This window comes from Roseovarius sp. MMSF_3298, from assembly GCF_030733705.1.
Classification (GTDB): domain Bacteria; phylum Pseudomonadota; class Alphaproteobacteria; order Rhodobacterales; family Rhodobacteraceae; genus Roseovarius; species Roseovarius confluentis.
The window spans coordinates 16,040-41,047 of record NZ_JASHIN010000016.1 but is presented as its reverse complement, the minus strand read 5'-3'; the positions used below and the strand labels follow the sequence as shown (position 1 = coordinate 41,047).

Here is a 25,008-nt window from a genome sequence, read left to right as displayed (position 1 = left end):
ATTCTGGCGCTCAGTGGCGGGCGAGGTCGTTCAGGATCGGGCAATCGGGGCGGTTGTCGCCGGCGCAGCAGTCGATGAGGTGGCCGAGCGTGTCGGCCATGGATTGCAGTTGCGCGATTTTCTCGTTGATCTGTTCCAGGTGCTGGCGGGCGATGGATTTGACGTCGGCGCTGGCGCGGGTGTCGTCCTCGTAAAGTGCCAGCAGCGTGCGGCAATCCTCGATGGAAAAGCCCAAGGTCCGGGCGCGGCCCAGGAAGGCCAGCTTGTGCAGGTCGCTGTCGGTGAAGACGCGATAGCCGTTGGCGCCACGGTCGGGCGTGATGAGGCCGATCTCCTCGTAGTAACGGATGGTTTTGGGCGGCAGGCCGGTCTTGTCTGCGATCTGCGAGATGTTCATTGCGGGGTCTCCGGGGTCAGGCGGCGCAGGCGCAGGGCGTTGGTCAGCACGAATACTGAAGAGAGCGCCATGGCGCCGGCGGCGAGCATGGGCGACAGGAGCGCGCCCGTGACAGGGTAGAGCGCGCCGGCGGCGACGGGGATGAGCGCGGCGTTGTAGGCGAAGGCCCAGAACAGGTTCTGGCGGATGTTGCGCAGGGTGCGGCGCGAGACATGGAGCGCGGTCAGCACGTTTGCGGGGTTGCCGGAGACGAGCACCACGTCGGCGCTTTCGATGGCGACGTCCGTGCCGGTGCCCATGGCGATGCCGATATCGGCCTGTGCCAGCGCGGGCGCATCGTTTATGCCGTCGCCGACGAAGGCGGTTGCGCCATGCGCCTCTTGCAGGCGGGCGATGGTGTCGCGCTTGTCGCCGGGCAGGACCTCGGCCTCTACGTGGTCAATGCCCAGGCGCGCGGCGACGGCGTGAGCCGTGGCTGCCGTGTCGCCGGTGATGAGGGCGGTTTGCAGGCCCATGCCATGGAGGGCTTGGATCGTATCCCTTGCCTGATCCTTGATTGGATCGGAGACCGCGAGCAAGGCGGCGATCCGGGTGTCGATGGCGGCGAAGACGGGCGTTTCGCCTTTGCTGGCAAGCTCATCAAGCTCGGCCTTGAGGGGGGCGGTGTCGATGTCGTGCATCTGCATCAGGCGCGCGGTGCCGACCAGAATGTCTTGATGGTCCACGGTCGCGGTGAGACCGTGACCGGACTTGGCCTTGAACGCCTTGACCGCGGGCAGAGTGAGGCCTTCGGCTTGGGCGGCGGCCTCGATGGCGCGGGCGATGGGGTGCTCGGACTGTGCCTCTGCCGCGGCGATGGCGGCGAGGGTTTCGGCGCGGTCGAAGCCGGGGGCGAGGTGCAGGGCGGTGAGGCTTGGGCGGCCCATCGTGAGCGTGCCGGTCTTGTCGAAGGCGACGACCTTTGCCTCGGCCAGGGTCTGGAGCGCGTCGCCTTTGCGGAAGAGCACGCCAAGCTCTGCGGCGCGACCGGTGCCGACCATGATCGAGGTGGGCGTGGCGAGGCCCATGGCGCAGGGGCAGGCGATAATCAGGACCGAGACGCCTGCCACGAGGGCGAGACCGAGGGCGGGATTGGGACCGACGGCGAGCCATGTAAGGACGGTCAGGACGGCGGTGGCGATGACCACGGGCACGAAGATGCGCACCACGCGGTCGGCCAGCGCCTGGATCGGGAGTTTGGCGCCCTGGGCCTCTTGGACCATGGCGACGATGCGGGCGAGCATGGTGTCGCGGCCGACGCCGGTGGCGGTCATGGTCAACGCGCCGTCGCCGTTGATCGTGCCGGCGATGAGGGCGTCCCCGTCGGATTTGGAGACCGGGAGTGGCTCACCCGAGATCATGGATTCGTCCACGTAGGACGTGCCGTCGGTGACGGTGCCGTCGACGGGGATGCGTTCGCCGGGGCGCAGTTGGATCCTGTCGCCGACGCCGACCTGCGCGACGGGGATTTCGGTGGTTTCACCGTTTCGTATCACGCGGGCGGTGTCGGGTTGCAGCCCGATGAGGCGGCGGATGGCGGCGCCGGTCCGGCCGCGGGCGCGGGCCTCCATCCAGCGGCCCAGAAGGATGAGGGTAACGATGACGGCGGCGGCCTCGAAATAGACGGCGACGGTGCCGGGGGGCAGGACGGTCGGCGCGAAGAGCGCGAGGGTCGAGTAGCCCCAGGCGGCAAGGGTGCCGAGGGCGACGAGGCTGTTCATGTCGGGCGCGCCGCGAAAGAGCGCGGGCAGGCCGAGGGTGAAGAATTGCCGGCCGGGAAAGGCGAGCACGAGGGTGGTGAGGATGAATTGCAGGGTCCAGAGCGTTGGCTGGCCGATCAGGCCGTGCAGCCAGTGGTGGAATGTAGGGATGAGGTGCCCGCCCATTTCGGTGACGAAGACCGGCAGGGTCAACGCCCCGGCGAGCAGGGTCATGCGGCGGGCATGGGTGATCTCTGCGGCGCGGCGCGAAGCAGCGGGATCGGGCGTGTCTTCCTCGGACGGGCGGGCCGGGTAGCCGGACTGCGTGACGACGCGGGCGAGGTCGGCGGGCGTGGCGGTGCCCGCCAGGTAGGTGACCTGCGCCGTCTGGGTCGCGAGGTTGACGGTGGCGGTCAGCACGCCGGGGGTTGCCGTCAGGCTGTCCTCGACCCGGCCCACGCAGGAGGCGCAATGCATGCCGTCGATCGAGAGGGTCGTCTGCGCCGTGCGGGCAGGATAGCCCGCAGAGGAGAGCGCGCCGGTGATGGCGTCGAGCGACGCGGTGCCGGTGTCTACCTGCGCGGTGCCGGTGGCGAAGTTCACGGTTGCGGCGTCCACGCCCGGCAGGGACGTGAGCGCGCGTTCGGCGCGGCCCGCGCAGCCGGCGCAGGACATGCCGTCAATCTCTAGGCGAAGCGTTGTCATGAGGCGTAGATAAGGGTTCCAGTGACTGGAACGTCAAGGGGGTTTTCAGGAAATACATGGGTGCCGCGTGGGTTTTCACCCACCCTACGCACAGGGGATGTGTGAGGTGCGTGAGATCGCGCCCGCGGGCGCGGCCGGTTATGTCCGGGAGCGCAGTTTGAAGACGCCGGTGGCCTCGGCGATGAGGGCGCCGGTGTCGTCGTGGACCTCGCCCTTGGCGAAGAAGGTCGAGCGGCCGCCGCCCGTCACGCGGGCCTCTGCCACAAGGTGCGTGCCGGTGGCGCGGGCGAGGTAGTTGACCGTCATGCTGAGCGTCAGGGCATTCTGTTTGACGTTCGGGTCGCCGGTGAAGCAGCCGCAAAAGCCCATCGCCGTATCGAGGATTGCCGCGTAGACGCCCCCGTGGGGCAGGCCCTGGCGGTTCATCAGGTGCGGCGCGAGGGGGGCTTCGACCCGGGCATAGCCTTCGGACCAGTCGGTCATGTCGAAGCCGAGGGTTGCGGAGAGCGGCGAGGGCGCCTCGCGCAGGTTGGGATTGAACGTGTCGGTCATTGGGTGGCTGCTTTCAGGCCCGAGCGGGCAAAGAAGGGAACATAGGTGCCCAGTTTCAGGGCGCGGTCGGGGTCCGACGCGTTGCCGTCGAGGGCGCGTTTCTTGACGCCTTGCAGGATGGCGGCCATGCGGAAATAGGTGAAGGCGAGGTAGAAGTGGAAATCCGCGATGCCGGGGATGCCGCGCCTTTCGCAATAGGTATCGATGAACTGCCTGTCGGACCAGAGGCCGTGGGCGGCGCGGTCGATTCCCTCCAGCCCGCGCCCTTCGGTGGCGGCGGGCATGGACCATTGCATGATGACCGCCGCCAGATCGGCATAGGGGTGCCCGGTGGTCGACAGCTCCCAGTCCAGAACGGCGGCGACGCGGGGGGCGTCGGGCGCGAAGAGCAGGTTGTCGAGGCGGTAGTCGCCATGGACGAGCGTGCGCTGGCCGTCATCGGGAGGCATGTTGGCGAAGAGCCAGTCGATGAGGGCATCCATCTCGGCGATATCCTCGGTCGCGGTGGCGCGGTATTGCTTGGTCCAGCGTTCGGTCTGGCGTTCGCAGTAGTGGCCGGGGGGGCCGTAATCGGCGAGGCCGCTGGCGTCGAGGTCGACGGAATGGATGGCCACGAGGGTGCGGTTCATGGCGTCGATGAGGGGGCCACGGGCTTCGGGCGCGACGTCTGGCAGGGACGGCTGATCGAAATTGCGGCCCTCGACATGGTCCATGATGTAGAAGGCCGAGCCGATCACGCTGTCGTCTTCGCAGAGGGCGTGCATCTTCGGCACCGGCACGTCGGTGTCCGCCAGTGCCTTTTGCACGCGGTATTCGCGGTCGACGGCATGGGCGGATTTGAGCAGCACGCCGGGGGGTTTGCGGCGGAGCACGAAGCGGCCCGAAGGCGTGTCGAGCATGTAGGTGGGGTTGGATTGCCCGCCGGAGAACTTGGTGGCCGTGACCGGACCGCCGAGGGCGGGCAGGTGGGTCTTGGCCCAGGCCTCGAGCGCAGCGGTGTCGAGCGACAGGCTCACGCGCCGTCCTCGCGCAGGTCGGGGTGGACGTAATCGGAGAACTGTTCGCGCAGGGTCAGCTTGGAGACCTTGGCCGTCGCGGTGAGCGGCAGGGCATCGGTGAAGAGGATGTCGTCGGGCATCTGCCATGTGGCGAAATGCGGTTCGAGATGGGTGTGGATGTCTTCCAGCGTGGGCTTTTCGGCACCGGCGGGGACCACGACCAGAACCGGGCGTTCGTCCCATTTGGGATGCGGGATGGCGATGACGGCGCAGGTGTCGATCAGCGGGTGCGAGATGGCGGCGTTTTCGAGGTCGATGGAGCTGATCCACTCGCCGCCCGATTTCACCAGGTCCTTGGCGCGGTCGCGCACGATCAGGCGGCCATTGTCATCGACGGTGGCGACGTCGCCGGTGCCGAACCAGCCGTCTTCGTCCATGGCTGCCGCGGTGGCGTCTTCGTTATTGTAGTAGCCCGAGATCACGGTGCTGCCGCGCACGAAGAGCTCGCCCGGGCTTTCGCCGTCGTGCGGCACAAGGTTGCCCGCGTCGTCCTTGAGCTTGAACTCGACACCGAAGAGGCGGCGGCCCGCGCCGACCTTGGCATCGACGCGCTCGTCGAAAGGCGCATCGGCAAGGTGGCTGGGCAGGATCCCGCGCGTGCCGATGGGGCTCATCTCGGTCATGCCCCAGGCCTGGTTGACGTTGACGCCCATCTCCTCGAAGGCGGCGATCATCGAGCGGGGGGCGGCGGAGCCACCGACGACGAGGTCCTTGAACCCATTTGGTGGCGTGCCGCGCTTGGCGATCTCCTGTTGCAGTCCGGCCCAGACGGTGGGCACGCCCCAGGCGGAGAAGACCTCTTCGCGGTCCATCAGATCATAGAGGCTGGCCCCGTCGAGGTGGCGCCCCGGCATGACCATGGTCATGCCCGCCAGCGGCGCGGTATAGGGCATCCCCCACGCATTGACGTGAAAGAGCGGGACCACGGGCAGCACGCGCGACCCGTGGCGCAGGCTTTGAGGGTGACCGGCGATGACCAGAAGCGCGTGCAGCACGGTGGAGCGGTGCGAATAGAGCGCGCCCTTGGGGTTGCCGGTGGTGCCGGAGGTGTAGCAGAGACCGGCGGCGGTGTCCTCGGGGAAGCTGGGCCAGTCATAGCTGGTGGGCTGGTCCGCCATGAGGGTCTCGTAGGCGAGGGAGCCGTCGGGCGCGTCGGGCATGTGCGCGGCATCGGTCATGACGATGACGCGGCAACCCTCTGGTAGCGTGACGTTTTCCAGCAGCGGCACGAGGCTGATATCCACGCAGATCGCGCTGTCCTGCGCGTGGTCGAGGATATACTGCATCTGGTCGGGCGGCAGGCGGGGGTTGATCGTATGGCAGACGCCGCCGATCCCGGCGATGGCATAGTAAAGCTCGAAATGGCGGTAGCCGTTCCAGGCGAGCGTTGCGATGCGGTCGCCGGTCTTGAGCCCGAGCGCGTCTAGGGCGTGGGCCAGTTGGCAGACACGGGCCAGCGTCTGGGGATAGGTGGTGCGGTGAATGTCGCTTTCGTCGCGGACCGAGACCAGGCCCTGTTCGGGGAAGGCTTCGGCGGCGTAGGTCAGGATGTCGATGATCCTGAGCGGGCGATGTTGCATCTGGCCGAGCATGGCGCGGGTCCCCCTTGACGGAATGGCGGGATCAATTGGTGCCACGAATGGCGGTGCGGTGCAATCCGGCGGCGCGAGACTTGACGGCGTGCGCCAAACCCCGCAAGAGCAGGGCAAACCCCAAGGAGAGCCTGCCATGCCGTTCGACCGTTCCGTCAAGATCGCACCGTCCATCCTGTCCGCCGATTTCGCCAATTTCGGGGCCGAGATCCGGGCGATCGAGGATCAGGGTGCGGACTGGGTGCATGTGGACGTGATGGACGGGCATTTCGTGCCGAACCTCACCTTCGGCCCCCCGGCGGTCAAGGCGTTCCGTCCGCATGTGAAAACGTTCATGGACGTGCACCTGATGATTGCGCCGGTGGATCAGTATATCGACGCCTATGCCGAGGCGGGCGCGGACATGATCAGCGCCCATGTCGAGGCCGGGCCGCATATTCACCGGACCTTGCAAGCCATTCGCGGGGCGGGGTGCAAGGCGGGGGTTTGCGTGAACCCCGGCACGCCGCTGGAGAGCATCGAATACGTGCTCGACATGGTGGACATGGTGGTGCTGATGACGGTGAACCCCGGCTTTGGCGGGCAGAAGTTCATCACGTCCGGGGTCGAGAAGACGCGCCGGCTGCGCCAGATGATCGGGGACCGCGAGGTGCATATCCAGATCGACGGCGGCGTGACGCCGGAAACCGCACCGCTGGTGGTGGAGGCGGGCGCGGATGTGCTGGTGGCCGGGTCCGCCGTGTTCAAGGGCGGCTCGGTGGAGAAGCCCGAGGTTTACGGGCAGAACATGCAGGCCATTCGGGCAGCGGTGGCGGACTGAAGCGCACGCCGTCAACCGATAGGGTTGGACCGTGTGGATCGCATCTTCGGCCGATGTCCTTTTTGTGGACTGAGCTGCCATTTGCCAAACGTCTGCGTTACCGCTCGTTGGCCCCTTTCCCGTCGATGATCTTCTCTCGGAACTTCTCGATCCGGTTCACTCGAGTTTGTGACTTCTTTGCGCCATTAAGATTGATGACATAGCTGCGCTGCCGACCCGGCGTCAGCCCGTGGAATGCTTCCGAAAGTTCAGGGTCCGCATCGAGGGCCTCGACAAGCTCCTCTGGCAGGTCGAGTTCGTGCTCGGTCTTGGAAGGCTTCTTTCCTTCATCAGCATAGGCCTTCGCCTCGTCCAGATAGGCGAGGATCACATTCTCTTGCTTTGCAGGGCCGTCGTTCGAGGTGAAGCGGATCATGTCTGCGTGTCGAGTGTTCGGTCCCTGCTTTTCAAGCACGCCCTCGCTGTCTTGCATCAGCGCGGCGTTGAAGAAGCTGAGCCGAAAATTCTCCCGAAACGCGCCGATGATGACGATGTTGCGATCCGCATGCATATAGCAGGGGTGGCCCCATTTGACCGTCTCTTTCAGATCGGCAGATAGGCAGATGTCCCGCAGCTTCGCCAGTCCCTTCTCCCAAACCTTCGTCGAGCAGTTGGATGAGCCGAATCGCTCGCACCGGCCGCATCCTTTTAAAAAATAGTCCTCGATATCCGAGATCATCATTCGGCAAGTATACCACGCTGCGTCGTCCTGCGCACTTTTAGAAGCCACCATTCGCTGCGCCCGCCCTCGGTGCGAGTTTGGGCTCGAAGCCGGCCTTCGCTCATGAAGCGGAGAGACGGCCGCAAAAGAAAAGCCCCGCCAAATGGCAGGGCCTTCGTCTCTTTGGATGCCGAGTGGCGATCAGGCGCTAGCGGCCTGCGCCTTGGCGATCTCTTTCTTGACCTTGAGCACGCGGTCCGAAAGTTCGGTGTCCTTGGCCTTGGCCAGGAAGCGGTCCAGCCCGCCGCGGTGGTCGACGCTGCGCAGGGCAGCGGCGGTGATGCGCAGCTTGATGCCGCGGCCCAGCGTTTCGGATTGCAGGGTCACGTCGTTCAGGTTGGGCAGGTAGCGACGCTTGGTCTTGTTGTTGGCGTGGCTGGAGTTGTTGCCAACCATCGGGCCTTTTCCGGTCAGTTCGCAGCGGCGCGACATGGGTTCATCCTCGTGTTTGTCGGGCCGCACGGGCGGACCCACTCAATGCAAAGGGGCACCGCCATAGGCAGCGCCCTGAATTCCGTTGCGCGTATCTACGGCCATTGGGACAGGCCGTCAAGGGATTCGGGCGCGCTTTTTGCAGGCCTGCGTTACCCCATGCAGATGCGCGGCCGGTTTTTCCGGCCGGCTAAACCTGCTGTTAGGGTTTCTACCTCTAAAACCCGGGATATGCGACGGTCATTTGCCATCGATTCCTGCCTTGCAGGGTTTCTCGCCGTGCAGCTTCTTGCGACGCTGCCCGTGACATTGATGATGTCCGGCCCTGCAAAGGCGGGGCGGCCGGCGCTGGTACTTGTGCCGCCATGGGGCGCGGACCCGGGCCGGATCATCGCGGCGGCCGGAGGCCGGGAAATCGGGCTGGTGGTGGCGCCATTGGCGCGGCTTGCCGTGCTGGAGAGGCCGGAGGACGCGGTCGCGGGCGGCGCGTGGGCAGTTCTCGACGCGACGGCGCTGGCGTCAATTTGTGGTTTCTAGGGAGCCTGACATGACAGAGTACGGTAGCGACGACGATGAGAAGCGCATGAAATTCGCGGCACTTATGCTGCTGCTGATGATGCCGCTACCGGCGGCGGCTGCATGGGTCGTCGGCAATGCCGCCCTGCCGCTCATGCTTCTGTCGCTTGGTTTCGCCGGAGCGGGCCTGCTGGCGCATCGGGGGCGCAGCAGACTGACGCGCGGAATACTGGCAGCAGGACTCGTGGGGCAATCGGCCCTGCTGACGGCGGCGCTGTCAGGGCACCCGTGGCAGATCGACACCCATATGATGTTCTTTGCCGTGCTGGCGGTGGTTTCCACCATGGGCAGTATCCGGGTGTTGATCATGGCCTGCGGCCTGACGGCTGTGCACCACCTTGGCCTGACGCTGGCGCTGCCGGCGATGGTCTATCCTGCGGCGGACCTTCTGAGCAACGTGATGCGCACGGCCATCCACGGTACGATCGTCGTTATCGAGGGCGGCATCCTGTCCCTGTCGATGCTGGACGCGAAACGGCGTCGCGCGACGATGATCGAGCAGCGCAGCGAGGCATTGCGGCTGACCGAAGAGGCGGACACCGCGCGGAAGGCGGCGCAGCGGGCGGGCCAGGAGGCGCGGGACCTCGTGGGTGTGCTGCGCGATCAGCTTAACACGCTTGCGGCCGGCGACCTGAGCGAGACGATCGAAGATCCGTTCCCGCCCGAGTATGAAAGCCTGCGAGAGGACTTCAACACCACGGTCAGGAGCCTGCGCGACCTGATCGGCGCGGTCGCCGAGAATGCGACGGAGATTCATCTGCGCGCCGAAGAACTGAGCGTCGGGTCGCTGGACTTGTCCCGACGGACGGAAGGTCAGGCTGCCACGCTGGAGGAAACAGCCGCGGCGCTTGAAGAGATGACATCCAGCGTGCGATCGGCCGCCGAGGGCACCACGCGCGTCAAGGAGGTCGTACAACAGACCCGCGGCAAGGCCGAGACCAGTGGAGACGTCGTGCGTGACGCGATAGGGGCAATGTCCGAGATCAAGAAGTCGTCGGACGAAATCAATCAGATCATCGGCGTGATCGACGACATCGCTTTCCAGACCAATCTTCTGGCGTTGAACGCCGGGGTAGAGGCGGCGCGTGCGGGCGATGCGGGACGCGGTTTCGCAGTCGTCGCCTCCGAGGTCCGGGCACTGGCGCAGCGTAGTGCGGAATCGGCACGCGAAATCAAGAGCTTGATTGGGGCGGGTGGCGCGCATGTGGAGAATGGCGTGTCATTGGTCAACAGCGCGGGCGACGCGCTGACCGACATCGTCACGCGCGTCGGGAACATCGCGGACCTGATCGGCGATATTGCCAATGGTGCGAACGAACAGTCGACCAGCCTTTCGGAACTGAACACCAGCGTCGCGCAGCTTGACCAGGTCACGCAGCAGAACGCCGCGATGGTCGAGGAATCGTCAGCAGCCTCGACTTCGCTCAAAAAGGAAGCCGAAACCCTGCATGGAATGGTGACAGCGTTCCGCCTGAAGGGGCGCAAATCCAAAGGCGCAGCAGGTGCCAACGCCGGTACGGAGCCAGACGCCGGTGACTGGCGCGCCGCCTGACCGGCCTTGTCAGCCGCGCCCGTGGGGCGCGGTGAGGTCGAGATCGGGGCCGATAGGGATGATGCGGTGCGGGTTCACGCTGTCATGACTGTAATGGTAGTGCCGGGTGATGTGGTCGAAATTCACGGTCATCGACACCTCGGGCCATTGATAGAGTTCCCGCAGGAAACCCCAAAGGTTGGGATAGTCCACGATCCGGGCCCGATTGCATTTGAAATGCCCGTGATAGACTTTGTCGAAGCGGATGAGCGTGGTGAACAGCCGCCAATCGGCTTCGGTCACCCGATCGCCGGCAAGATAGCGCCGCTTTGACAGCAGGTTTTCAAGCCAGTCCAGCGACTCGAAAAGCGGTGTGACCGCATCGTCATAGGCGTCTTGGGTGGTTGCGAACCCGGCCTTGTAGACGCCATTGTTCACGGTGTTGTAGACGCGCTCATTGATCGGGTCGATCTCGCCGCGCAGGTCCTCGGGATAGTAGTCGTCGGTATTGCCGGTGATGTCGTTGAAGGCGGTGTTGAACATGCGGATGATCTCGGCGCTTTCGTTCGACACGATGGTTTCGCGCTGCATGTCCCACAGGATCGGGACAGTGACGTGGCCGGTCGTGTTCGGGTCCGCGCGGATATACAGGTCGCGCGCAAAGGGGAGTCCGAACAGCTTGTCACCCGTCGCGCCGGGGTACTCGGAGTCGAAGGTCCAGCCATCCGACAGCATGTCGGGATGCACGACGGAAACGTCGATCAGGTCCGCCAGCGCCTTCAGGCGGCGGAAGATCAGCGCGCGGTGCGCCCAGGGGCATGCCAGCGAAACATAAAGGTGATAGCGACCTGGCTCGGCCTTGAAACCGCCTTCGCCGCTCGGACCGGGGCTGCCGTCGGAGGTGATCCAGTTGCGGAATTTCGACGTTTCGCGTTTGAAAGCGCCGCTGTGTTTCTTGGTGTCGTACCAGCCGGTGTGCCAGGTGCCGTCTATCAGTTCGCCCATCGGAGCCTCCTTTGTCCTTGGGTCAACACATAGCGGCACAGATGGTTTCGGGCAGGACCAATCGCCGCGCAGAGGCTGTGCAGGCACACACAAGGGCGACGCAATGGCACCATGTGCCCGCTTTGGTTTGCCCGTTCGTGACGCCTGCTGTAGGTGTCTTCGCGACAGGTGGAGTAGCGCCCGGCGAGGCCCTCGCGCCAGGGAGGGACGAGCGATGGAAACAGCCTGGTTGCATGTCGTAGGCATCGGCGAGGACGGCATGGAAGGCCTCTTGCCCGCGACTCGGGCCGTGGTCGAGTCCGCCGAATTCATCATCGGCGGCGACCGTCATCCGGCATTGAAGGGCGCGGGCGAGGCCGAGCGCCTGGCGTGGCCCGAGGCGTTCGACGACCTGATCGCGCTGTTGCGCAGCCTGCGCGGGCGGCGTGTGGTGGTGCTGGCGGCGGGGGACCCCCTGTGGTTTTCCATAGGGGCCCGGATCGGGCGCGTTCTCGATCCTGCAGACATCACCTATCATCCGCAGGTGAGCGCATTTCAACTGGCTGCCGCCCGGATGGGCTGGAGCTTGCCGGACGTGGAAACGCTGACCGTGCATGGCCGTCCGGTGGAACAGATGATTGCCTTTATCCAGCCGGAGGCGCGGTTGATCATCCTGGCCACAGGCGCTGGCACACCGGGCCGGATCGCTCGGTTTCTGACCGAGCGGGGGTTCGGCGCGTCCCGCATGACGGTGCTTGCCGCGATGGGCGGCGCGCAGGAAATGCGCTTTGATGGCATGGCGGAAACGTGGGATCACGTAGTGCCCGCGTTCAACACCTTGGCGGTGGACTGCGTGGCCGCGCCGGACGCAGCACTATTGCCGCGCGTGCCCGGGTTGTCGGACGAGTTGTTCGAGCATGACGGCACAGTGACCCCGAGCGAGGTACGTGCCGTGACGCTGGCCAGACTGATGCCCATGCGCGGCGCGGTCCTGTGGGATATCGGGACCGGATGCGGCTCGGTCGCCGTGGAATGGATGCGCGGCGCGCGCTATGCCCGGGCCATCGGGGTCGAGCCACGGGCCGACCGGCGGGCGATGGCCGCGGCGAACGCGCTGGCGCTTGGCGTTCCGAAGCTCGACCTTGTCGATGGCAGCGCGCCGGCCGCGTTCGAGGGACTGCCCGCGCCGGACGCCGTGTACATCGGCGGAGGGATGAGCCGCGAGGTGTTCGACGCGGCGTGGTCGCGGCTGCGTCCGCTGGGGCGGTTGGTGGCGAATGCGGACACGCCGGAAACCGAAGCTGTGCTGTCGGATCTCCATGGTGCACATGGCGGAGATCTTGTCAGACTGTCGGTCGAGCGGGCCGAGCCGGTGGAGGGCGAGATCCGATGGCGCGCACTGGAGACGGTCATGCAATGGAGCATGGTGAAGCGTTAACCACGATGGCAGGTGACGCTGGTTGCGCTGCGGCGCAACGCCGCCCCACCCGCCATCCCGAAAGGAACGAGAGAATGAACGAGATCCTGTTGGAATTCGCCGGTCGCCAGGCCGATGCCGGAGCGACGCAATTGCCGGAGAGCTATCGGCAACTCGCGGTCAACGCGGGCTTTTTCCTGAAGACCCGCATGGCCGGTGGCCGTTTCACACCGCCGCGGGACGGATCGAGCGCGTTTCGACTGAACCTGAAGAAAGGCCGGATCGTTTTCTTCCCCGATGGCGGGCAGGAGACCGCGGCGCAGGCGCAGGTGATCGGCACCTATTCCGACGATGGCAGTTGGATGTGGGCCTGGGGTCATCCGGACGTGCCCCTGCCGATGCAGCAGGCGGCCTGGGCGGTACAGCAATTCGGGGAGCGGCAGGAGATCGAGGACCTGCTGAGCCGGGGCGGGCCGGTGGACGCGGCGCGGCTGGCGGAGTTCCAGGCGATCTGCGCCTACATCTCGGATGCAGACGGGGTTTTCATGGGGCCGCATGGCGCAGGCGGGCAGGTGGCTGTCTGCTATTATCTGGGCGATCAGCTGACCGGACTTCTGGAGGCGTAGTGCGCCGCAACTGCATTGCGGCAATGCGGCGAAATTTTCACGTGACTGTCATGGTTTAGCCCTACATTCTATCGGGACGATTCTTTGCACAGGTGCTGGCCATGACGACTTTTCTTTCCCCGGAGATCCTTGCGGGCCTCGAAGAAGCGCGGATGCGTGGCTGGCAGAAAAGCAACCGTTTGAGGGTCGAGGCCGGGGCGCAATCGCACGCCGTTCTGCGGGCTTGGAATGACGGTTTTGCCCTGCCTGCCGGGGCGGCGCCGCATCTGCGCGGGTTGGTGGACCTTTACGATGGGGCGCGGCACCTCAAGCGGTGCCTTATCGTGGCGTCCGAAGAGGACGGACGCGAGATCCGGTTTGAGCTGAAGGTCGTCAACGAGGCTACGGGCGAGCAGCCGGTGGATTTCGAACGCCCCGATGACGCGCCGGTGGCGCTGATCGCGGAAGGCTGATCCGGCCTTTTCCTCTGGCCGAAAATATCCCGGGGAGCGCGAGGGGCTGGCCCCTCGTATCAATCGCATTGAGCTGCGCGCAATGCGAAATCCCCGAGGGCGACCCTACTGCAAGTCCGAGAACGCGTCCTGCAGCCGTGCTGCCGCCTCCGACAGACGCGCACGCGGCGTGGCGATGTTGAAACGCAGGAAGCTTTCGCCCCCGCTGCCGAACTCGGCGCCGACGGACGGCGCGATACGCGCGTCTGATTTGACCCGGCGCAGCACCTCGCTCATGTCCATGCCGGTATCGGTGAAATCGACCCATGCCAGGTACGTCGCCTGCATCGGCATCGCGCGCAGGCCGGGAATTTGCCGTATCGCCTCGAGAAACGTGACGCGGTTCCGGTCGAGGTAGCCCACCAGGGCATCGACCCAGTCAGCGCCCCGCTGGGTGTAGGCGGCGCGTGTCAGGACGTAGCCCAGCAGATTGGGCGACAGGTTCAGCGCTTTGAGGGCATCGGCGAAGCGCGCGCGCAGATCGGCGCCCGGGATCGTGACGGTGCCAAGCCGCGACCCGGCAGTGTTGAAGGTCTTGGACGACGAGGTGAGCATGATCAGCCGCTCAATGATCTCTGGCGCGGCGATCGGCATCGGCACATGCGTGGCGCCGGGAAACACAAGGTCATGGTGGATTTCGTCCGACATCAGGATCAGGTCGTGCTTGATACAGAAGGCCGCGAGCGCCTGTTGCTCCTCGACGGACCAGACACGGCCCGCCGGGTTGTGCGGCGAGCAGAACAGCACGATCTTTTCGCGTCCCTTCATCGCCGTTTCGAGCGTTTCAAGATCCATGCGATACATGCCGTCCGCGTCGCGAAGAAGCGGGCTTTCCTTGACCGTGCGGCCCGCGTTCACGATCTTGTTGGTAAACTCGTGATAAACCGGCGTGAAGATGATGATCTCGTCGCCCGGATCGCTGTAGGTCTGCAAACAGAGCGCGATCGCATTGCCGAGACCGGCGGTGGAAAACATGTGGCGCGGGTCGGGGGACCAGCCGTGGCGCGTCTCCATCCACCAGGCCACGGCCGTCTTCATTTCGGCCTCGCCGGTGAAATAGCCGTAATTGGCCTTCTCCAGAAGCTGCTGCACCGCCTCTTGCAGCACGTCGGCGGCGGAGAAATCCATGTCGGCCACCCACATCGGAATGCCATCCACGGGATCGACTCCGTAGGCTTTTTGCATCGCATCCCATTTCGCGCAGTTGGTACCGCGCCGGTCGATAAGACGGTCGAAATCGGGATGGATGGTCATGGTGTCCTCCGGTTGTGCCTCGGGCGGGAAGCTAGCGGAAAGTGCCGCAGGTGCAAGGGCGTTGCGCCGCGCTGATCTATCGCCTAAATGGACGCCCATGCTGCGACCGATCCTGATCCATCCCGACCCGCGCCTGAAAAAGGTGTGCGACCCGGTATCCGACCTGAGCGACGAATTGCGCGCGCTGGCCGACGACATGCTGGAGACGATGTATGACGCGCCTGGCATTGGCCTCGCCGCGCCGCAGATCGGCGTGATGGACCGGCTGATCGTGCTGGATTGCGCCAAGGACGAGGAGGCCGGCGAGCCGCCGCGTCCGCTGGTGATGTTCAACCCCGAGGTGGTGGCGTCGTCGGACGAGACGAACGTCTACGAGGAAGGCTGCCTGTCGATCCCCGACCAGTTCGCCGAGGTGACGCGGCCAAAGGTGGTGGACGTGACGTGGATCGACCGGGACGGGAACGAACAGTCCGACACGTTCGACGGGCTGTGGGCTACTTGCGTGCAGCACGAGATCGACCACCTGAACGGCAAGCTGTTCATCGACTACCTGGGCCCGATGAAACGCCAGCTGATCACGCGTAAAATGCAGAAGCTGAAGCGCGAAAAGGCGCGGGGCTAGCCGCGTGGCCGTGCGCCCCTTCGTGCCCTGGCCGGACAAGCGGTTGCGCACGCCCGCGGCGCCGGTCGCTGCGGTCACCGATGCCGAGCGCGCGATCTGGGACGACATGATCGAGACGATGGACGCGATGCCGGGCGTGGGGCTGGCCGCCGTGCAGATCGGCGTGATGAAGCGGCTGGCCGTGGTCGATGCCAGCGATGCGCGCGGTCAGGCGGTGCGCTTGGCGAACCCCGAGATCCTGCACGCCAGCGCCCAGATGCGCGAGCATGACGAGGCCAGCCCGAACCTGCCCGGCGTGCATGCCAGGATCAGTCGCCCGCGCGCCGTGACGGTGCGGTTCCTGAACGCTGAAGGTGAGGTCGAGGAGCGGGATTTCGTCGGGCTTTGGGCGACCAGCGTGCAACACCAGGTCGATCATCTGAACGGGCGCATGTATTTCGACCGATTGAGCAAGGTGAAGCGCGACATGCTGCTGCGCCGCGCCCGCAAACAGCGCTGAGGCGCCAGCAGGAGAGTGTCGTGCGCCTGATCTTCATGGGAACGCCCGATTTTTCGGTGCCGGTGCTGGACGCGCTGGTGGATGCCGGGCACGAGATCGCGGCGGTCTATTGCCAGCCGCCCCGCCCGGCAGGGCGCGGCAAGAAGGACCGCCCCAGCCCGGTCCAGGCGCGGGCCGAGGCGCTGGGTCTGGCCGTGCGCCATCCCGTCAGTCTGAAAGGCGAGGCCGAGCAGGCGGATTTTGCCGCACTGAACGCCGACGCGGCGGTGGTGGTCGCCTATGGGCTGATCCTGCCGCAAGCCATTCTGGACGCGCCGAAACAAGGCTGCCTGAATATCCACGCCAGCCTGCTGCCGCGCTGGCGCGGGGCGGCGCCGATCCACCGCGCGATCATGGCGGGAGATGAAAGAACCGGCGTCTGCATCATGCAGATGGAGGCGGGTCTGGACACCGGGCCGGTGCTGTTGCGTCGCGAGACACCGATCGGCGCGGAGGAGACAACCGGGGCGCTGCATGATCGCCTGTCGCGTTTGGGTGCGGAGGCGATTACCGAGGCTCTGGCACAGCTCGATACGCTGACGCCCGAGCCGCAGCCGGAGGACGGCGTCACCTATGCCGACAAGATCGACAAGGCGGAGGCGCGGATCGACTGGACCCGTCCTGCTGAAGCTGTCGACCGCCAGATCCGTGGCCTTTCACCCTTTCCTGGCGCGTGGATCGACCACGAGGGCACGCGGATCAAGTTCCTTGCCTCGCAAATTGGCGCGGGCAGCGGAACGCCCGGCGAGGTGCTCGACGACGCGCTGACCATCGCGTGTGGCAGCGGCGCGGTGAAAGTCCTGCGACTGCAAAAGGCCGGACGTGGGCCGCAGGGGACGGAGGACTTCCTGCGCGGCATGGCGCTCCCCAAGGGAACCCGCCTTTGACCCTCCTTTTCCTCTGGCCAAGAATATCCCAGTGACCCGCGCTTGCGTCCGGTCCGGAAACAGGCCAGCATCGCGCCAACCAGAGCAACGAGGTCTCATGTATCTGCAACTGTTCGGCACCGTGGTGATCGCCGGGATCGTCGGCTATCTCAGCGAGAAATCCGGCTTCACCCGCAACGGGATCCTGCAATCGATCATCATCTGCGTCGGTGGGGCCTTTTTGTTCTACTTCATCCGCATCATGTTCGGCTTTCGTTTCGGTGCGCCGGGGGTGGATGCGATCATCTCGTCCATCGGGGCGCTGATCATAATTCCGACGCACTGGCGTAGAGGCCGCTGAGAGGGAGGCGCAGCATGGGACTGATCTATCTCATCGTCATCGGGGCCGTTGCGGGCTATCTTGCGACACGGATCATGCGCATCGACGCCGACCCGCTGGTGACGATCGGCATTGGTGTGGCCGGGGCGCTGCTGGGTGGGCTGATCCTGCAAGGTATCCTGGCCTTCCTTGGCCTGCTGGGCGGTATCATTGGCGCGGTGCTGGGGGCGCTCGTGCTGATCTGGGGCTACCAGGCGTACAAGGCGCGGAAATAGCTTACGCCCGCGGCGGGCGCGAGCGGTAGACCGGAAGGCGCCAGCCGAAAGCCAATGACCCCGCGCGCAAGGCCCAGGTGACGCCGGCGCAGGCGATCAGGATAAAGATCTCCTGCCGCGTGATCAGCGATACCGCCACGGCGGCCAGCGACCCTGCGAAGGCGGCGGTGACGTAGAGTTCGCCTTGCTTCAACACCAGAGGCAGCTCGTTGCACACAACGTCGCGCATCAACCCGCCGAGGCAGCCTGTGACCATGCCCATGATCACCACGATGGGCAGCGGTTGCGCCATGGCCAGTGCAGTGGCCACGCCTGCCGGGACCGCCACGGCCAGCGCAAGGCTGTCGAGCCAGAGCAGGAGGCGGTACCGGCTCTCGAACAGATGCGCAGTGAAGAAAATCAGGATCGCGGCGGCGCAGGCCGTGGCGATGAAGCTGGGGTTGGCGATCCAGAAGACCGGGTTGCGATCAAGAAGCACATCGCGAACGGTGCCGCCGCCCACCGCCGTCAGGCAGGCGATGAAGGCGAAGCCCACCACGTCGAGCTGCGCGCGTGACGCCACCAGCGCCCCGGTCAGCGCGAAGATCAGAACCGAGGCGTGGTCCAGCAGGAAAAGCGCCGTCATGACTTGGCTTTGCCGGGCTTGAAGGGGGCCATGCCGGCGCGGGCGAGTTCGTCGGCGCGTTCGTTTTCCGGGTGGCCGGCATGGCCCTTGACCCATTCCCAGGTCACGTCATGGCGGTTGGCCGCGGCGTCGAGCCTTTGCCACAGATCGACATTCTTGACCGGCTTCTTGTTCGAGGTTTTCCAGCCGTTCCGCTTCCAGCCGTGAATCCAGCCGGTGACGCCGTTCTTCACATAGGCGCTGTCGGTGACGATGGTGATCTGCGTGGGCTTTGACAGCGTCTCGAGCGCGGTGATGGCCGCCAGCAATTCCATCCGGTTGTTCGTGGTCTCGGCCTCGCCGCCGCTGAGTTCGCGTTCCTTGACGATGTCGTCGCCGTCCTTGGCCTGGAGCAGCGCCCCCCAGCCGCCGGGGCCGGGATTGCCGGAACAGGCGCCATCGGTATAGGCGAAAAGCTCAGTCATCAGCGGGCTTTCTTGCAAGGAGGGTCACCCACTCGGCCAGACTGCCATCAAGGCCTTTGTCGGCGCCGGTGCGCGTCTTGAACGGGTGCAGGCCCGCCGCGGTCAGAAGGTCGGAAAGCTCGGCCTCGGTGACATAGGTATAGAGCCGTCCGAGCGTGTCGCGATGTTCGCCGGTGCCGGTTTTCATGCCGATATGCAGCAGCCCGCCGGGTTTCAGCGCGGTCGCCAGTGCCGCAATATACCGGGGCAGGTCGGCGCGGGGCGCGTGCAGGAGCGAGAAATTGGCCCAGACCGCGTCATAGGCCGCGACCTCGTCGATCTCGTCGAAAGTGGCGCGCCGGGCGGTGACGCCCGGTCGCGCCTCGGCGAGGGCGACCATTTCCGGCGTGGCGTCGGTGGCGATGACCGCGTGTCCCTCGGACGCCATGATGCCCGAGGCGATGCCGGGGCCGCAGCCGAGATCGAGAATGCGGCTGCCGGGGGCGAGATGGTCGAGAAAGAGACGCAGCGCCGGGTCCTTGCCCGCATTCTTCGTCATGTCGGCATAGCGCGCGGCCTCGGACCCGTAGACCCGGATGGTCTCGTCGTCATGGCTCATTGCGTGAGGCCGATCACGAGGCAGAGCACGACAACGGCGGTGATGATCAGGCGCAGGCGCATCCACCAGTTCGGCGTCACCCCGTCGCGCCAGAACAGCCAGTCGAGCGCGAGGATACCGGCGAAGCCGACGATCAGCATGATCCCGGCCTTGTAGGCGCCGCCGCCTTGGGTGAAGAACACCCAGAGCGCGGGAATGACCGAGAGCACGTAGCCGGTGGTGGCCGAAGGGCCGGTCATGCGCGTGGCGAACCCCCAGAGCACGCCGGACATGAAGCTGAGGATCACCGCGCCGTAGAACAGCCCCACGTAAGGCCCGACGAAGCGCGGCCCGACCACGCGCTGGGTCCAGATCGCCAGATCGGGCCAGAGCACGGTCGCGGCGCTCCACAGGAACGGCAGCAGGCCGGCCAGTGCAAGGATCAGGGGTGTGCGGGGAATCTCGTTCACGGGGCGGGGCGGTCCTTGGCTGCAAGCGTCGGAATTGGTTTAGAAGGCCGCCCCGGCGGGATCAAGTGTCAGACATGTCGCGCGCCTGGTGTTTCATGGCGCGGATCATGCGGGCGGAGCGGGCGAGGGCGGTGGTGCCCGTGCCGAGAGCGGTCACGATCAGCGCGACAAGCAAGGCGTAGCGCGTGTCGAATAGCGCCAGTTCGATCGCGGTCAGGACTGCGCCGGCGGTGATCGCGGCCATGCGCTGCGGTTTGGCGAAGGGGCCCGAGAAATCCGGGCCCAGCCCCTCGGCCCGGCCCAGTTCGCGGATATAGGCGGTGGCGATGGCCAATGCTCCGGCCAGCAGGCCGAGCGCGAGTTGTCCGGTGGCCAGCCCCGCGCCGGTCAGGATCAGCAGATCGGCGGCGCGGTCGGGGGCCTCGTTCCAGAAGGGGCCGTCGGGTTCGGACTTGCCGCCTTCGACGGCGACCATGCCGTCGAAAAGATTGCAGAGCAGGCGCACCTGACAGCCGAGCGCGGCAATCAGCAGCAGGACGATGGTGGCGGTCGTGCCGGTGTGCGCGGAGGCCCAGAACGCGAGGCAGGCGAGGGCCGAGAAGAGGATCGAGCCCTGGCTGATGCGGTTGGGTGTGAGCGACGTGCGGCTGAGCCAGCGCGCGATGCGGCGGGCCCAGCCGGTGTCTCGGCTGTTCAGGGGGCGGCGGGTGTCGGTCATGGGGCGTGCCTCAGGCGGTAATTGTAGAGTGCGGCGTAACAGATGGCGACGGTGACGGGCAGGGCGAGGGTCGCCGCGATTTCCGGTGTGCCGACGGTGCGATGCACGAGGAACAGCACCGTGATCGACACCGCGGCACAGGCGAGCGGCGGCAGAATCAGGCCGGGGGTTCCGGAGATGCGCGGCAGCAGGCGTTCGATCACCGATTTCAGCACCAGCGTGATGCCGGCGGACAGTGCGCCCTGAACGATGCCGGCGATCACCGGCGCCGGCATCGGGTGGCCCGCGTTGGCAAGGACCGCCCAGCCGCCCATCAGGACGAAGCCACCGGCCATATGCACGAGGTTCGAGCGCAAGAGGCTCATGTGAGCGACCAGTAATACCGCGTCAGGTGGAAGAAGAGCGGGGCCGAGAACACCACCGAATCGAGCCGGTCGATGAAGCCGCCGTGGCCTGCGATCATGTGGCCCCAGTCCTTGACGCCCCGGTCGCGCTTGATCGCGGACATCACCAGCCCGCCGAAAAAGCCCGCGAGTGTGATGACGAGCGACATGCCGGCGGCCTGAAGCGGGGTGAAGGGCGTGATCCAGAACAGCGCCGTGCCGATCAGCGTGGCCGAGGCGACGCCGCCGATCAGTCCTTCCCATGTCTTCGACGGCGAGAGCGAGGGCGCGACCGGGTGGCGTCCGAAAAGCTTGCCCCACGTGTATTGCAGCACGTCCGACAGCTGGACCACGACGATGAGGAAGGCGATCAGCAGGACGTTGCGGGCCTCGAAGCCGGGGATTTCGAGGAAGAGGAGCGCGGGCACGTGGCTGGCGCAGAAAACGCAGATCATCAGGGCCCATTGCATCTGTGAGATGCGGACGAGGAAGTTGCGGCTGTCGCCTTGCAGCACCGCGATGATGGGCAGGATGAGGAAGGCATAGACCGGGATCAAGAGCGACCACATGCCGTACCATTCGTACCAGATGAGCCAGTATTGCAGGGGAAGGATCACGAAGAAGGCGCAGGCGATGGCCCAGTGATCGGACGCGCGGCGGGTTGTCAGCGTCACGAATTCGCGCAGGGCCGCGAAGGAGGTGAAGGCGAAAAGCGCGATGACGCCGCCGCGCCCGGCGAGGAACGCCACGGCGAGAAACGCCGTCATGCCCCACCAGGCGATGATGCGGGCATTGAGGTTTTCGATCGTCGCGTTGGAGCCATCCGGTGCGACGCGCTGCTTGAGCACGTAGCCGATGCCGCTGGCGACGATGAGGACGCCGATGATACCGGCCAGCAGGGTGAGAAAATCCGCGTGCGTGTCGGTCATGCTGTGGCCTTCTCTGCCGGACTGTCGTCGGCTGGGGCAAGCGCCTGCAGGGCGGTTTCGGCCCGATTGAGGAAATCCTTGCGGTCCTCGCCGGGTTCGACGCGGATCGGTGCGCCAAAGGTGACGGTGCACAGAAGCGGGATCGGCACCAGCTTGCCCTTGGGCATGACGTCGTTGAGATTGTCGATCCAGACCGGCACCAGATCCACCTCGGGGCGGGCATCGGAGATGTTGTAGAGCCCGCTTTTGAACGGCAGAAGAGGCTTGTCCGTGGTGTTCCGGGTGCCCTCGGGGAAGAGGATAAGCGAGGCGCCGGCATCAAGCCCGTCGAGGATGAGCTTTATCGGGTCCTGGGTGCGGGTCTCGGTGTCGCGGTCGATCAGGACCGCGTTGAAGACATCGCGGCCGATGAATGTCTTGAGCGGGGATTTGAGCCAGTAATCGGCCCCGGCCACCGGGCGCGTCCGGCGCCGCAGGTTGGGCGGCAGGACCGTCCAGATCAGGATGAAATCGCCGTTGGAGGTGTGGTTGGCGAAATAGACCCGCTGGACCGGTTCGGGATCTGAGCCGTCCCAGATGGCACGAACGGCGGTGATGAGCCGCGCGAAGGTGGTGATGGCGCTGCCGGTGAGCCGGGCAAGGATGTCGCGTGTCAAGTTGAGTTCCCGTCTTTCGGGAGAGCCTACAGTCACGGTGGAATTTGAAAAGACAGGAAAACCTGACTCGCAGAGAGAGGTTCCGGGTCAGGCCCGGGACGGGTCGCGCGGGTGGTGCCTTTGCTTCGTTTCGAGTGGCGTGGCGCTGGCAGCATCGGGACGGGTCAAAATACGTGCGCCAGGAAATACCGTCGCGGGCCATGGCATCAGGCTGGTTCGCGCAGAACCCGGGGCACCTTGAATTCGACGTTTTCCTGCGCGGTTTCCACCTGTTCGACGGTGACGTCATAGCGGTCGCGGAACGCATCTATCACCTCGTTGATCAGCACCTCGGGGGCCGAGGCGCCGGCGGTGATCCCCATTGTGGTGATGCCGTCGAGCGCGCGCCAGTCGATGTCGGCGGCGCGTTGCACAAGCTGGGAGTAGGAACAGCCGGCGCGGGCGCCGACCTCGACCAGCCGCCTGGAGTTGGACGAATTGGGGGCGCCGACCACAAGCATCGCGTCGGCCTTTTCAGCCATGGCCTTGACGGCCTCCTGCCGGTTGGTGGTGGCGTAGCAGATGTCTTCCTTGTGCGGGCCGGTGATGTCGGGGAAACGGGCCTGAAGGGCGGTGACGATATCGGCGGTGTCGTCCACCGAAAGGGTGGTCTGCGTGACGAAGGCGAGCTTGCCGGGGTCGCGGACCTCGACATGCGCCACATCCTCGGGCGTTTCGACCAGCAGGACGTCACCGTCCGGCAGCTGGCCCATGGTGCCGACGGTCTCGGGGTGGCCGGCATGGCCGATCATGATGATCTGAAGGCCGTTCACGGCGTGACGCTCGGCCTCGATATGGACCTTGGACACGAGCGGGCAGGTGGCGTCGACATAGACCATCTCGCGCGAGGCGGCCTCGGCCGGGACCGATTTGGGGACGCCGTGGGCGGAAAAGATCACGGGGCGGTCATCCGGGCATTCGTCGAGTTCCTCGACGAACACCGCGCCCTTGGCCCGCAGATCATCGACCACGTACTTGTTATGCACGATCTCGTGGCGGACATAGACCGGGGCGCCCCATTTCTCGAGCGCCATCTCGACGATCTTGATGGCGCGGTCGACGCCGGCGCAGAAGCCGCGCGGGGCTGCGAGATAGAGGGTGAGGGGCGGCTTGGTCATGGACACTCCTGTTCACCCTCAGACGTAAAGACTGTGACAGGCTGCGTCCAGAGGGGGTGGGAATATCGGTTGCACTGGCTTGGCGGCGCGGGACGTTGGCATGATGCGCGTCCCGCACCGTTCTCAAGCTCTGCGCTACGTCAGGCGGAGGCCTGCTGGCGTTCGGGCGCGTCCTCGCGCGGAGGGCGACCGATGACTTCCTTGAGGTCTTCAAGCTCGATGAAATTATCGGCCTGGCGACGCAGGTCGTCGGAGATCATTGGCGGCTGGCTGCGGATGGTCGAGACGACCGACACACGCACGCCCTGGCGCTGAAGGCTTTCCACGAGCGGGCGGAAATCGCCGTCGCCGGAGAACAGGACGATATGGTCGATCCGGGGCGCGAGTTCCATGGCGTCCACGGTCAGTTCGATGTCCATGTTGCCTTTGACCTTACGACGGCCCTGACTGTCGGTATATTCCTTGGCCGGTTTCGTGACCATGGTGTAGCCGTTGTAATTGAGCCAGTCGACCAGCGGGCGGATCGGTGAGTATTCCTCGTTCTCCAGCAGCGCCGTGTAGTAAAACGCACGGAGCAGCTTGCCACGGCGCATGAACTCAGTCCGCAGAAGCTTGTAATCGATGTCAAAGCCCAGTGCCTTGGCCGCTGCGTATAAGTTTGAGCCGTCGATGAACAGCGCGAGCCGTTCGTCCTTGTAAAACATAAAATGTCCTTCCGAATGTGTTTGCCCTGCCGCGACGATGTACTAGACGATAAACCTGTGAGTGGATTTGAAACTCGGCAGGACAGAAGCTGTACCTAAAAGTTTAGTCTGACCTCCGCAAGACCGCTACACCTATATACGAGGATAAGGCCGAGCGATGCCTGAGCAAAACTACCTGATCGCTTTGGGCGGGAACTTGCCGTCCGAGGCCGGGGCGCCGGAGGCGACCTTGCGGGCCGCGTTGGACCGGTTGCCGCAGATGGGTGCGCGCGTGGTGCAGGCAAGCCGGATGTACCGCACACCTTGCTTTCCCGCAGGCGCAGGACCGGACTACGTCAATGCGGCTGCTGTGCTTGCGGTAGAGGCCAGTCCTGCCGAATTGCTACAACTTTTGCACGAATTGGAGGGCGCGTTCGGGCGCGCGCGGGACCAACGCTGGGGGCAGCGGACGCTGGACCTTGATCTTTTGGCTGCGGGGGCGCGCGTGGTGCCGGACGAAGAGACATACACCGCATGGCAAGGCTTGCCGCTTGAGCGGCAGATGCGGGATGCGCCCGACCGCCTTATCCTGCCGCACCCGCGGTTGCACGAGCGGGCCTTCGTGCTGGTGCCATTGAATGACGTCGCGTCAGACTGGGTGCATCCGGTTCTGAAGAGGACCGTGGCCGAAATGCTGTCGGATCTGCCGGCCGATGCGGTTGCGGAGGTTGTGGCGCTGGACTGATTCTCTGCTTGTAAAGCCTAGGGAGA

General features: G+C 65.4%; 31 protein-coding genes. 12 read left to right on the top strand and 19 right to left on the bottom strand.

Annotation, left to right across the window (positions count from 1 at the left end; translation table 11 throughout):
• Nucleotides 1-10 precede the first annotated feature (10 nt).
• From cueR to RBB18_RS14820, 5 genes are all read right to left on the bottom strand, one after another.
• The gene (gene cueR, locus RBB18_RS14840) at nucleotides 11-397 is read right to left on the bottom strand and encodes a Cu(I)-responsive transcriptional regulator (RefSeq protein WP_306111090.1); all 387 of its coding nucleotides are present in this window, start codon (nucleotides 395-397) and stop codon (nucleotides 11-13) included.
• Entirely contained in the window at nucleotides 394-2,841 is a 2,448-nt protein-coding gene (locus RBB18_RS14835; protein ID WP_306111091.1) for a heavy metal translocating P-type ATPase, read from the bottom strand. Before RBB18_RS14835 ends, cueR begins: the two co-directional genes overlap by 4 nt.
• Nucleotides 2,842-2,979: 138 nt before the next feature.
• A complete protein-coding gene (locus RBB18_RS14830; protein ID WP_306111092.1) occupies nucleotides 2,980-3,393 on the bottom strand; it encodes a PaaI family thioesterase in 414 nt (137 codons plus the stop codon).
• Nucleotides 3,390-4,409: a phosphotransferase family protein gene (locus RBB18_RS14825; RefSeq protein WP_371931661.1), complete on the bottom strand. Its 1,020-nt coding sequence runs from the start codon at nucleotides 4,407-4,409 to the stop codon at nucleotides 3,390-3,392. Before RBB18_RS14825 ends, RBB18_RS14830 begins: the two co-directional genes overlap by 4 nt.
• Nucleotides 4,406-6,043 (bottom strand): long-chain fatty acid--CoA ligase, encoded by a 1,638-nt coding sequence (locus RBB18_RS14820; RefSeq protein WP_306111093.1) that lies wholly within the window; start codon nucleotides 6,041-6,043, stop codon nucleotides 4,406-4,408. Before RBB18_RS14820 ends, RBB18_RS14825 begins: the two co-directional genes overlap by 4 nt.
• Nucleotides 6,044-6,179: 136 nt before the next feature.
• Between RBB18_RS14820 and rpe the strand changes: the two genes are divergently transcribed.
• The gene (rpe, locus tag RBB18_RS14815) at nucleotides 6,180-6,863 is read left to right on the top strand and encodes a ribulose-phosphate 3-epimerase (protein WP_103764805.1); all 684 of its coding nucleotides are present in this window, start codon (nucleotides 6,180-6,182) and stop codon (nucleotides 6,861-6,863) included.
• Between the two features lie 97 nt (nucleotides 6,864-6,960).
• Here rpe and RBB18_RS14810 read toward each other — a convergent pair whose 3' ends face one another.
• The gene (locus RBB18_RS14810; RefSeq protein WP_274593940.1) at nucleotides 6,961-7,584 is read right to left on the bottom strand and encodes a YdeI family protein; all 624 of its coding nucleotides are present in this window, start codon (nucleotides 7,582-7,584) and stop codon (nucleotides 6,961-6,963) included.
• Nucleotides 7,585-7,764: 180 nt separating this feature from the next.
• Entirely contained in the window at nucleotides 7,765-8,055 is a 291-nt protein-coding gene (gene rpmB / locus RBB18_RS14805) for a 50S ribosomal protein L28 (RefSeq protein ID WP_103764807.1), read from the bottom strand.
• A gap of 279 nt (nucleotides 8,056-8,334) precedes the next feature.
• Between rpmB and RBB18_RS14800 the strand changes: the two genes are divergently transcribed.
• Both RBB18_RS14800 and RBB18_RS14795 read left to right on the top strand, forming a co-directional pair.
• Entirely contained in the window at nucleotides 8,335-8,592 is a 258-nt protein-coding gene (locus tag RBB18_RS14800) for a hypothetical protein (RefSeq protein ID WP_306111094.1), read from the top strand.
• A 10-nt stretch (nucleotides 8,593-8,602) separates the two neighbouring features.
• Entirely contained in the window at nucleotides 8,603-10,183 is a 1,581-nt protein-coding gene (locus RBB18_RS14795; protein ID WP_306111095.1) for a methyl-accepting chemotaxis protein, read from the top strand.
• A gap of 9 nt (nucleotides 10,184-10,192) precedes the next feature.
• On the opposite strand, the gene RBB18_RS14790 is transcribed toward RBB18_RS14795, so the two are convergent.
• Entirely contained in the window at nucleotides 10,193-11,167 is a 975-nt protein-coding gene (locus tag RBB18_RS14790) for a glutathione S-transferase family protein (protein ID WP_306111096.1), read from the bottom strand.
• 214 nt (nucleotides 11,168-11,381) lie between these two features.
• Between RBB18_RS14790 and cbiE the strand changes: the two genes are divergently transcribed.
• The 3 genes from cbiE to RBB18_RS14775 all read left to right on the top strand — a co-directional run bounded on the left by cbiE (nucleotide 11,382) and on the right by RBB18_RS14775 (nucleotide 13,641).
• Nucleotides 11,382-12,584 carry a precorrin-6y C5,15-methyltransferase (decarboxylating) subunit CbiE gene (gene cbiE / locus RBB18_RS14785; RefSeq protein ID WP_274593936.1) on the top strand — a complete coding sequence of 401 codons (1,203 nt, stop codon included), beginning with the start codon at nucleotides 11,382-11,384 and terminating at the stop codon, nucleotides 12,582-12,584.
• Nucleotides 12,585-12,658: 74 nt separating this feature from the next.
• A complete protein-coding gene (locus RBB18_RS14780; protein ID WP_306111097.1) occupies nucleotides 12,659-13,189 on the top strand; it encodes a DUF6882 domain-containing protein in 531 nt (176 codons plus the stop codon).
• A 101-nt stretch (nucleotides 13,190-13,290) separates the two neighbouring features.
• Complete coding sequence (locus RBB18_RS14775) at nucleotides 13,291-13,641, top strand: hypothetical protein (protein ID WP_103764745.1); 351 nt, start codon at nucleotides 13,291-13,293, stop codon at nucleotides 13,639-13,641.
• 105 nt (nucleotides 13,642-13,746) lie between these two features.
• Here RBB18_RS14775 and RBB18_RS14770 read toward each other — a convergent pair whose 3' ends face one another.
• Nucleotides 13,747-14,934 (bottom strand): MalY/PatB family protein, encoded by a 1,188-nt coding sequence (locus RBB18_RS14770; RefSeq protein WP_306111098.1) that lies wholly within the window; start codon nucleotides 14,932-14,934, stop codon nucleotides 13,747-13,749.
• A gap of 97 nt (nucleotides 14,935-15,031) precedes the next feature.
• Between RBB18_RS14770 and def (RBB18_RS14765) the strand changes: the two genes are divergently transcribed.
• The 5 genes from def (RBB18_RS14765) (at nucleotide 15,032) to RBB18_RS14745 (ending at nucleotide 17,575) form a co-directional block, all read left to right on the top strand.
• The gene (def, locus tag RBB18_RS14765) at nucleotides 15,032-15,556 is read left to right on the top strand and encodes a peptide deformylase (protein WP_103764747.1); all 525 of its coding nucleotides are present in this window, start codon (nucleotides 15,032-15,034) and stop codon (nucleotides 15,554-15,556) included.
• A 4-nt stretch (nucleotides 15,557-15,560) separates the two neighbouring features.
• Nucleotides 15,561-16,055, top strand: a complete 495-nt coding sequence (gene def / locus RBB18_RS14760; protein ID WP_103764748.1) for a peptide deformylase — start codon at nucleotides 15,561-15,563, stop codon at nucleotides 16,053-16,055.
• 20 nt (nucleotides 16,056-16,075) lie between these two features.
• On the top strand, nucleotides 16,076-16,981 hold the full coding sequence (fmt, locus tag RBB18_RS14755) for a methionyl-tRNA formyltransferase (protein ID WP_306111099.1): 906 nt from the start codon (nucleotides 16,076-16,078) through the stop codon (nucleotides 16,979-16,981).
• A gap of 97 nt (nucleotides 16,982-17,078) precedes the next feature.
• Nucleotides 17,079-17,321 (top strand): hypothetical protein, encoded by a 243-nt coding sequence (locus tag RBB18_RS14750; protein WP_103764750.1) that lies wholly within the window; start codon nucleotides 17,079-17,081, stop codon nucleotides 17,319-17,321.
• 14 nt (nucleotides 17,322-17,335) lie between these two features.
• Entirely contained in the window at nucleotides 17,336-17,575 is a 240-nt protein-coding gene (locus RBB18_RS14745; RefSeq protein ID WP_103764751.1) for a GlsB/YeaQ/YmgE family stress response membrane protein, read from the top strand.
• A 1-nt stretch (nucleotide 17,576) separates the two neighbouring features.
• On the opposite strand, the gene RBB18_RS14740 is transcribed toward RBB18_RS14745, so the two are convergent.
• From RBB18_RS14740 to RBB18_RS14695, 10 genes are all read right to left on the bottom strand, one after another.
• Nucleotides 17,577-18,200, bottom strand: a complete 624-nt coding sequence (locus RBB18_RS14740) for a trimeric intracellular cation channel family protein (RefSeq protein WP_103764752.1) — start codon at nucleotides 18,198-18,200, stop codon at nucleotides 17,577-17,579.
• Complete coding sequence (gene rnhA / locus RBB18_RS14735) at nucleotides 18,197-18,664, bottom strand: ribonuclease HI (RefSeq protein WP_103764753.1); 468 nt, start codon at nucleotides 18,662-18,664, stop codon at nucleotides 18,197-18,199. The genes RBB18_RS14740 and rnhA overlap by 4 nt, the downstream gene beginning before the upstream one ends.
• Nucleotides 18,657-19,262 carry a bifunctional 2-polyprenyl-6-hydroxyphenol methylase/3-demethylubiquinol 3-O-methyltransferase UbiG gene (locus RBB18_RS14730; RefSeq protein WP_306111100.1) on the bottom strand — a complete coding sequence of 202 codons (606 nt, stop codon included), beginning with the start codon at nucleotides 19,260-19,262 and terminating at the stop codon, nucleotides 18,657-18,659. The genes rnhA and RBB18_RS14730 overlap by 8 nt, the downstream gene beginning before the upstream one ends.
• Entirely contained in the window at nucleotides 19,259-19,711 is a 453-nt protein-coding gene (locus RBB18_RS14725) for a DUF3429 domain-containing protein (protein WP_274593932.1), read from the bottom strand. The genes RBB18_RS14730 and RBB18_RS14725 overlap by 4 nt, the downstream gene beginning before the upstream one ends.
• A gap of 61 nt (nucleotides 19,712-19,772) precedes the next feature.
• A complete protein-coding gene (locus tag RBB18_RS14720) occupies nucleotides 19,773-20,429 on the bottom strand; it encodes a CDP-alcohol phosphatidyltransferase family protein (protein WP_306111101.1) in 657 nt (218 codons plus the stop codon).
• Nucleotides 20,426-20,794, bottom strand: coding sequence for a hypothetical protein (locus RBB18_RS14715; RefSeq protein WP_306111102.1), 369 nt, complete (start codon nucleotides 20,792-20,794; stop codon nucleotides 20,426-20,428). The genes RBB18_RS14720 and RBB18_RS14715 overlap by 4 nt, the downstream gene beginning before the upstream one ends.
• Nucleotides 20,791-21,741, bottom strand: a complete 951-nt coding sequence (locus RBB18_RS14710; protein ID WP_103764758.1) for a phosphatidate cytidylyltransferase — start codon at nucleotides 21,739-21,741, stop codon at nucleotides 20,791-20,793. The genes RBB18_RS14715 and RBB18_RS14710 overlap by 4 nt, the downstream gene beginning before the upstream one ends.
• Nucleotides 21,738-22,397 carry a 1-acyl-sn-glycerol-3-phosphate acyltransferase gene (locus RBB18_RS14705; RefSeq protein WP_103764759.1) on the bottom strand — a complete coding sequence of 220 codons (660 nt, stop codon included), beginning with the start codon at nucleotides 22,395-22,397 and terminating at the stop codon, nucleotides 21,738-21,740. The genes RBB18_RS14710 and RBB18_RS14705 overlap by 4 nt, the downstream gene beginning before the upstream one ends.
• A gap of 206 nt (nucleotides 22,398-22,603) precedes the next feature.
• On the bottom strand, nucleotides 22,604-23,554 hold the full coding sequence (gene ispH, locus RBB18_RS14700) for a 4-hydroxy-3-methylbut-2-enyl diphosphate reductase (RefSeq protein ID WP_103764760.1): 951 nt from the start codon (nucleotides 23,552-23,554) through the stop codon (nucleotides 22,604-22,606).
• Between the two features lie 140 nt (nucleotides 23,555-23,694).
• Complete coding sequence (locus RBB18_RS14695) at nucleotides 23,695-24,258, bottom strand: NYN domain-containing protein (RefSeq protein WP_103764761.1); 564 nt, start codon at nucleotides 24,256-24,258, stop codon at nucleotides 23,695-23,697.
• A gap of 157 nt (nucleotides 24,259-24,415) precedes the next feature.
• On the opposite strand from RBB18_RS14695, the gene folK reads away from it, so the two are divergent.
• Nucleotides 24,416-24,982 carry a 2-amino-4-hydroxy-6-hydroxymethyldihydropteridine diphosphokinase gene (gene folK, locus RBB18_RS14690; RefSeq protein WP_103764762.1) on the top strand — a complete coding sequence of 189 codons (567 nt, stop codon included), beginning with the start codon at nucleotides 24,416-24,418 and terminating at the stop codon, nucleotides 24,980-24,982.
• Nucleotides 24,983-25,008: the final 26 nt, after the last annotated feature.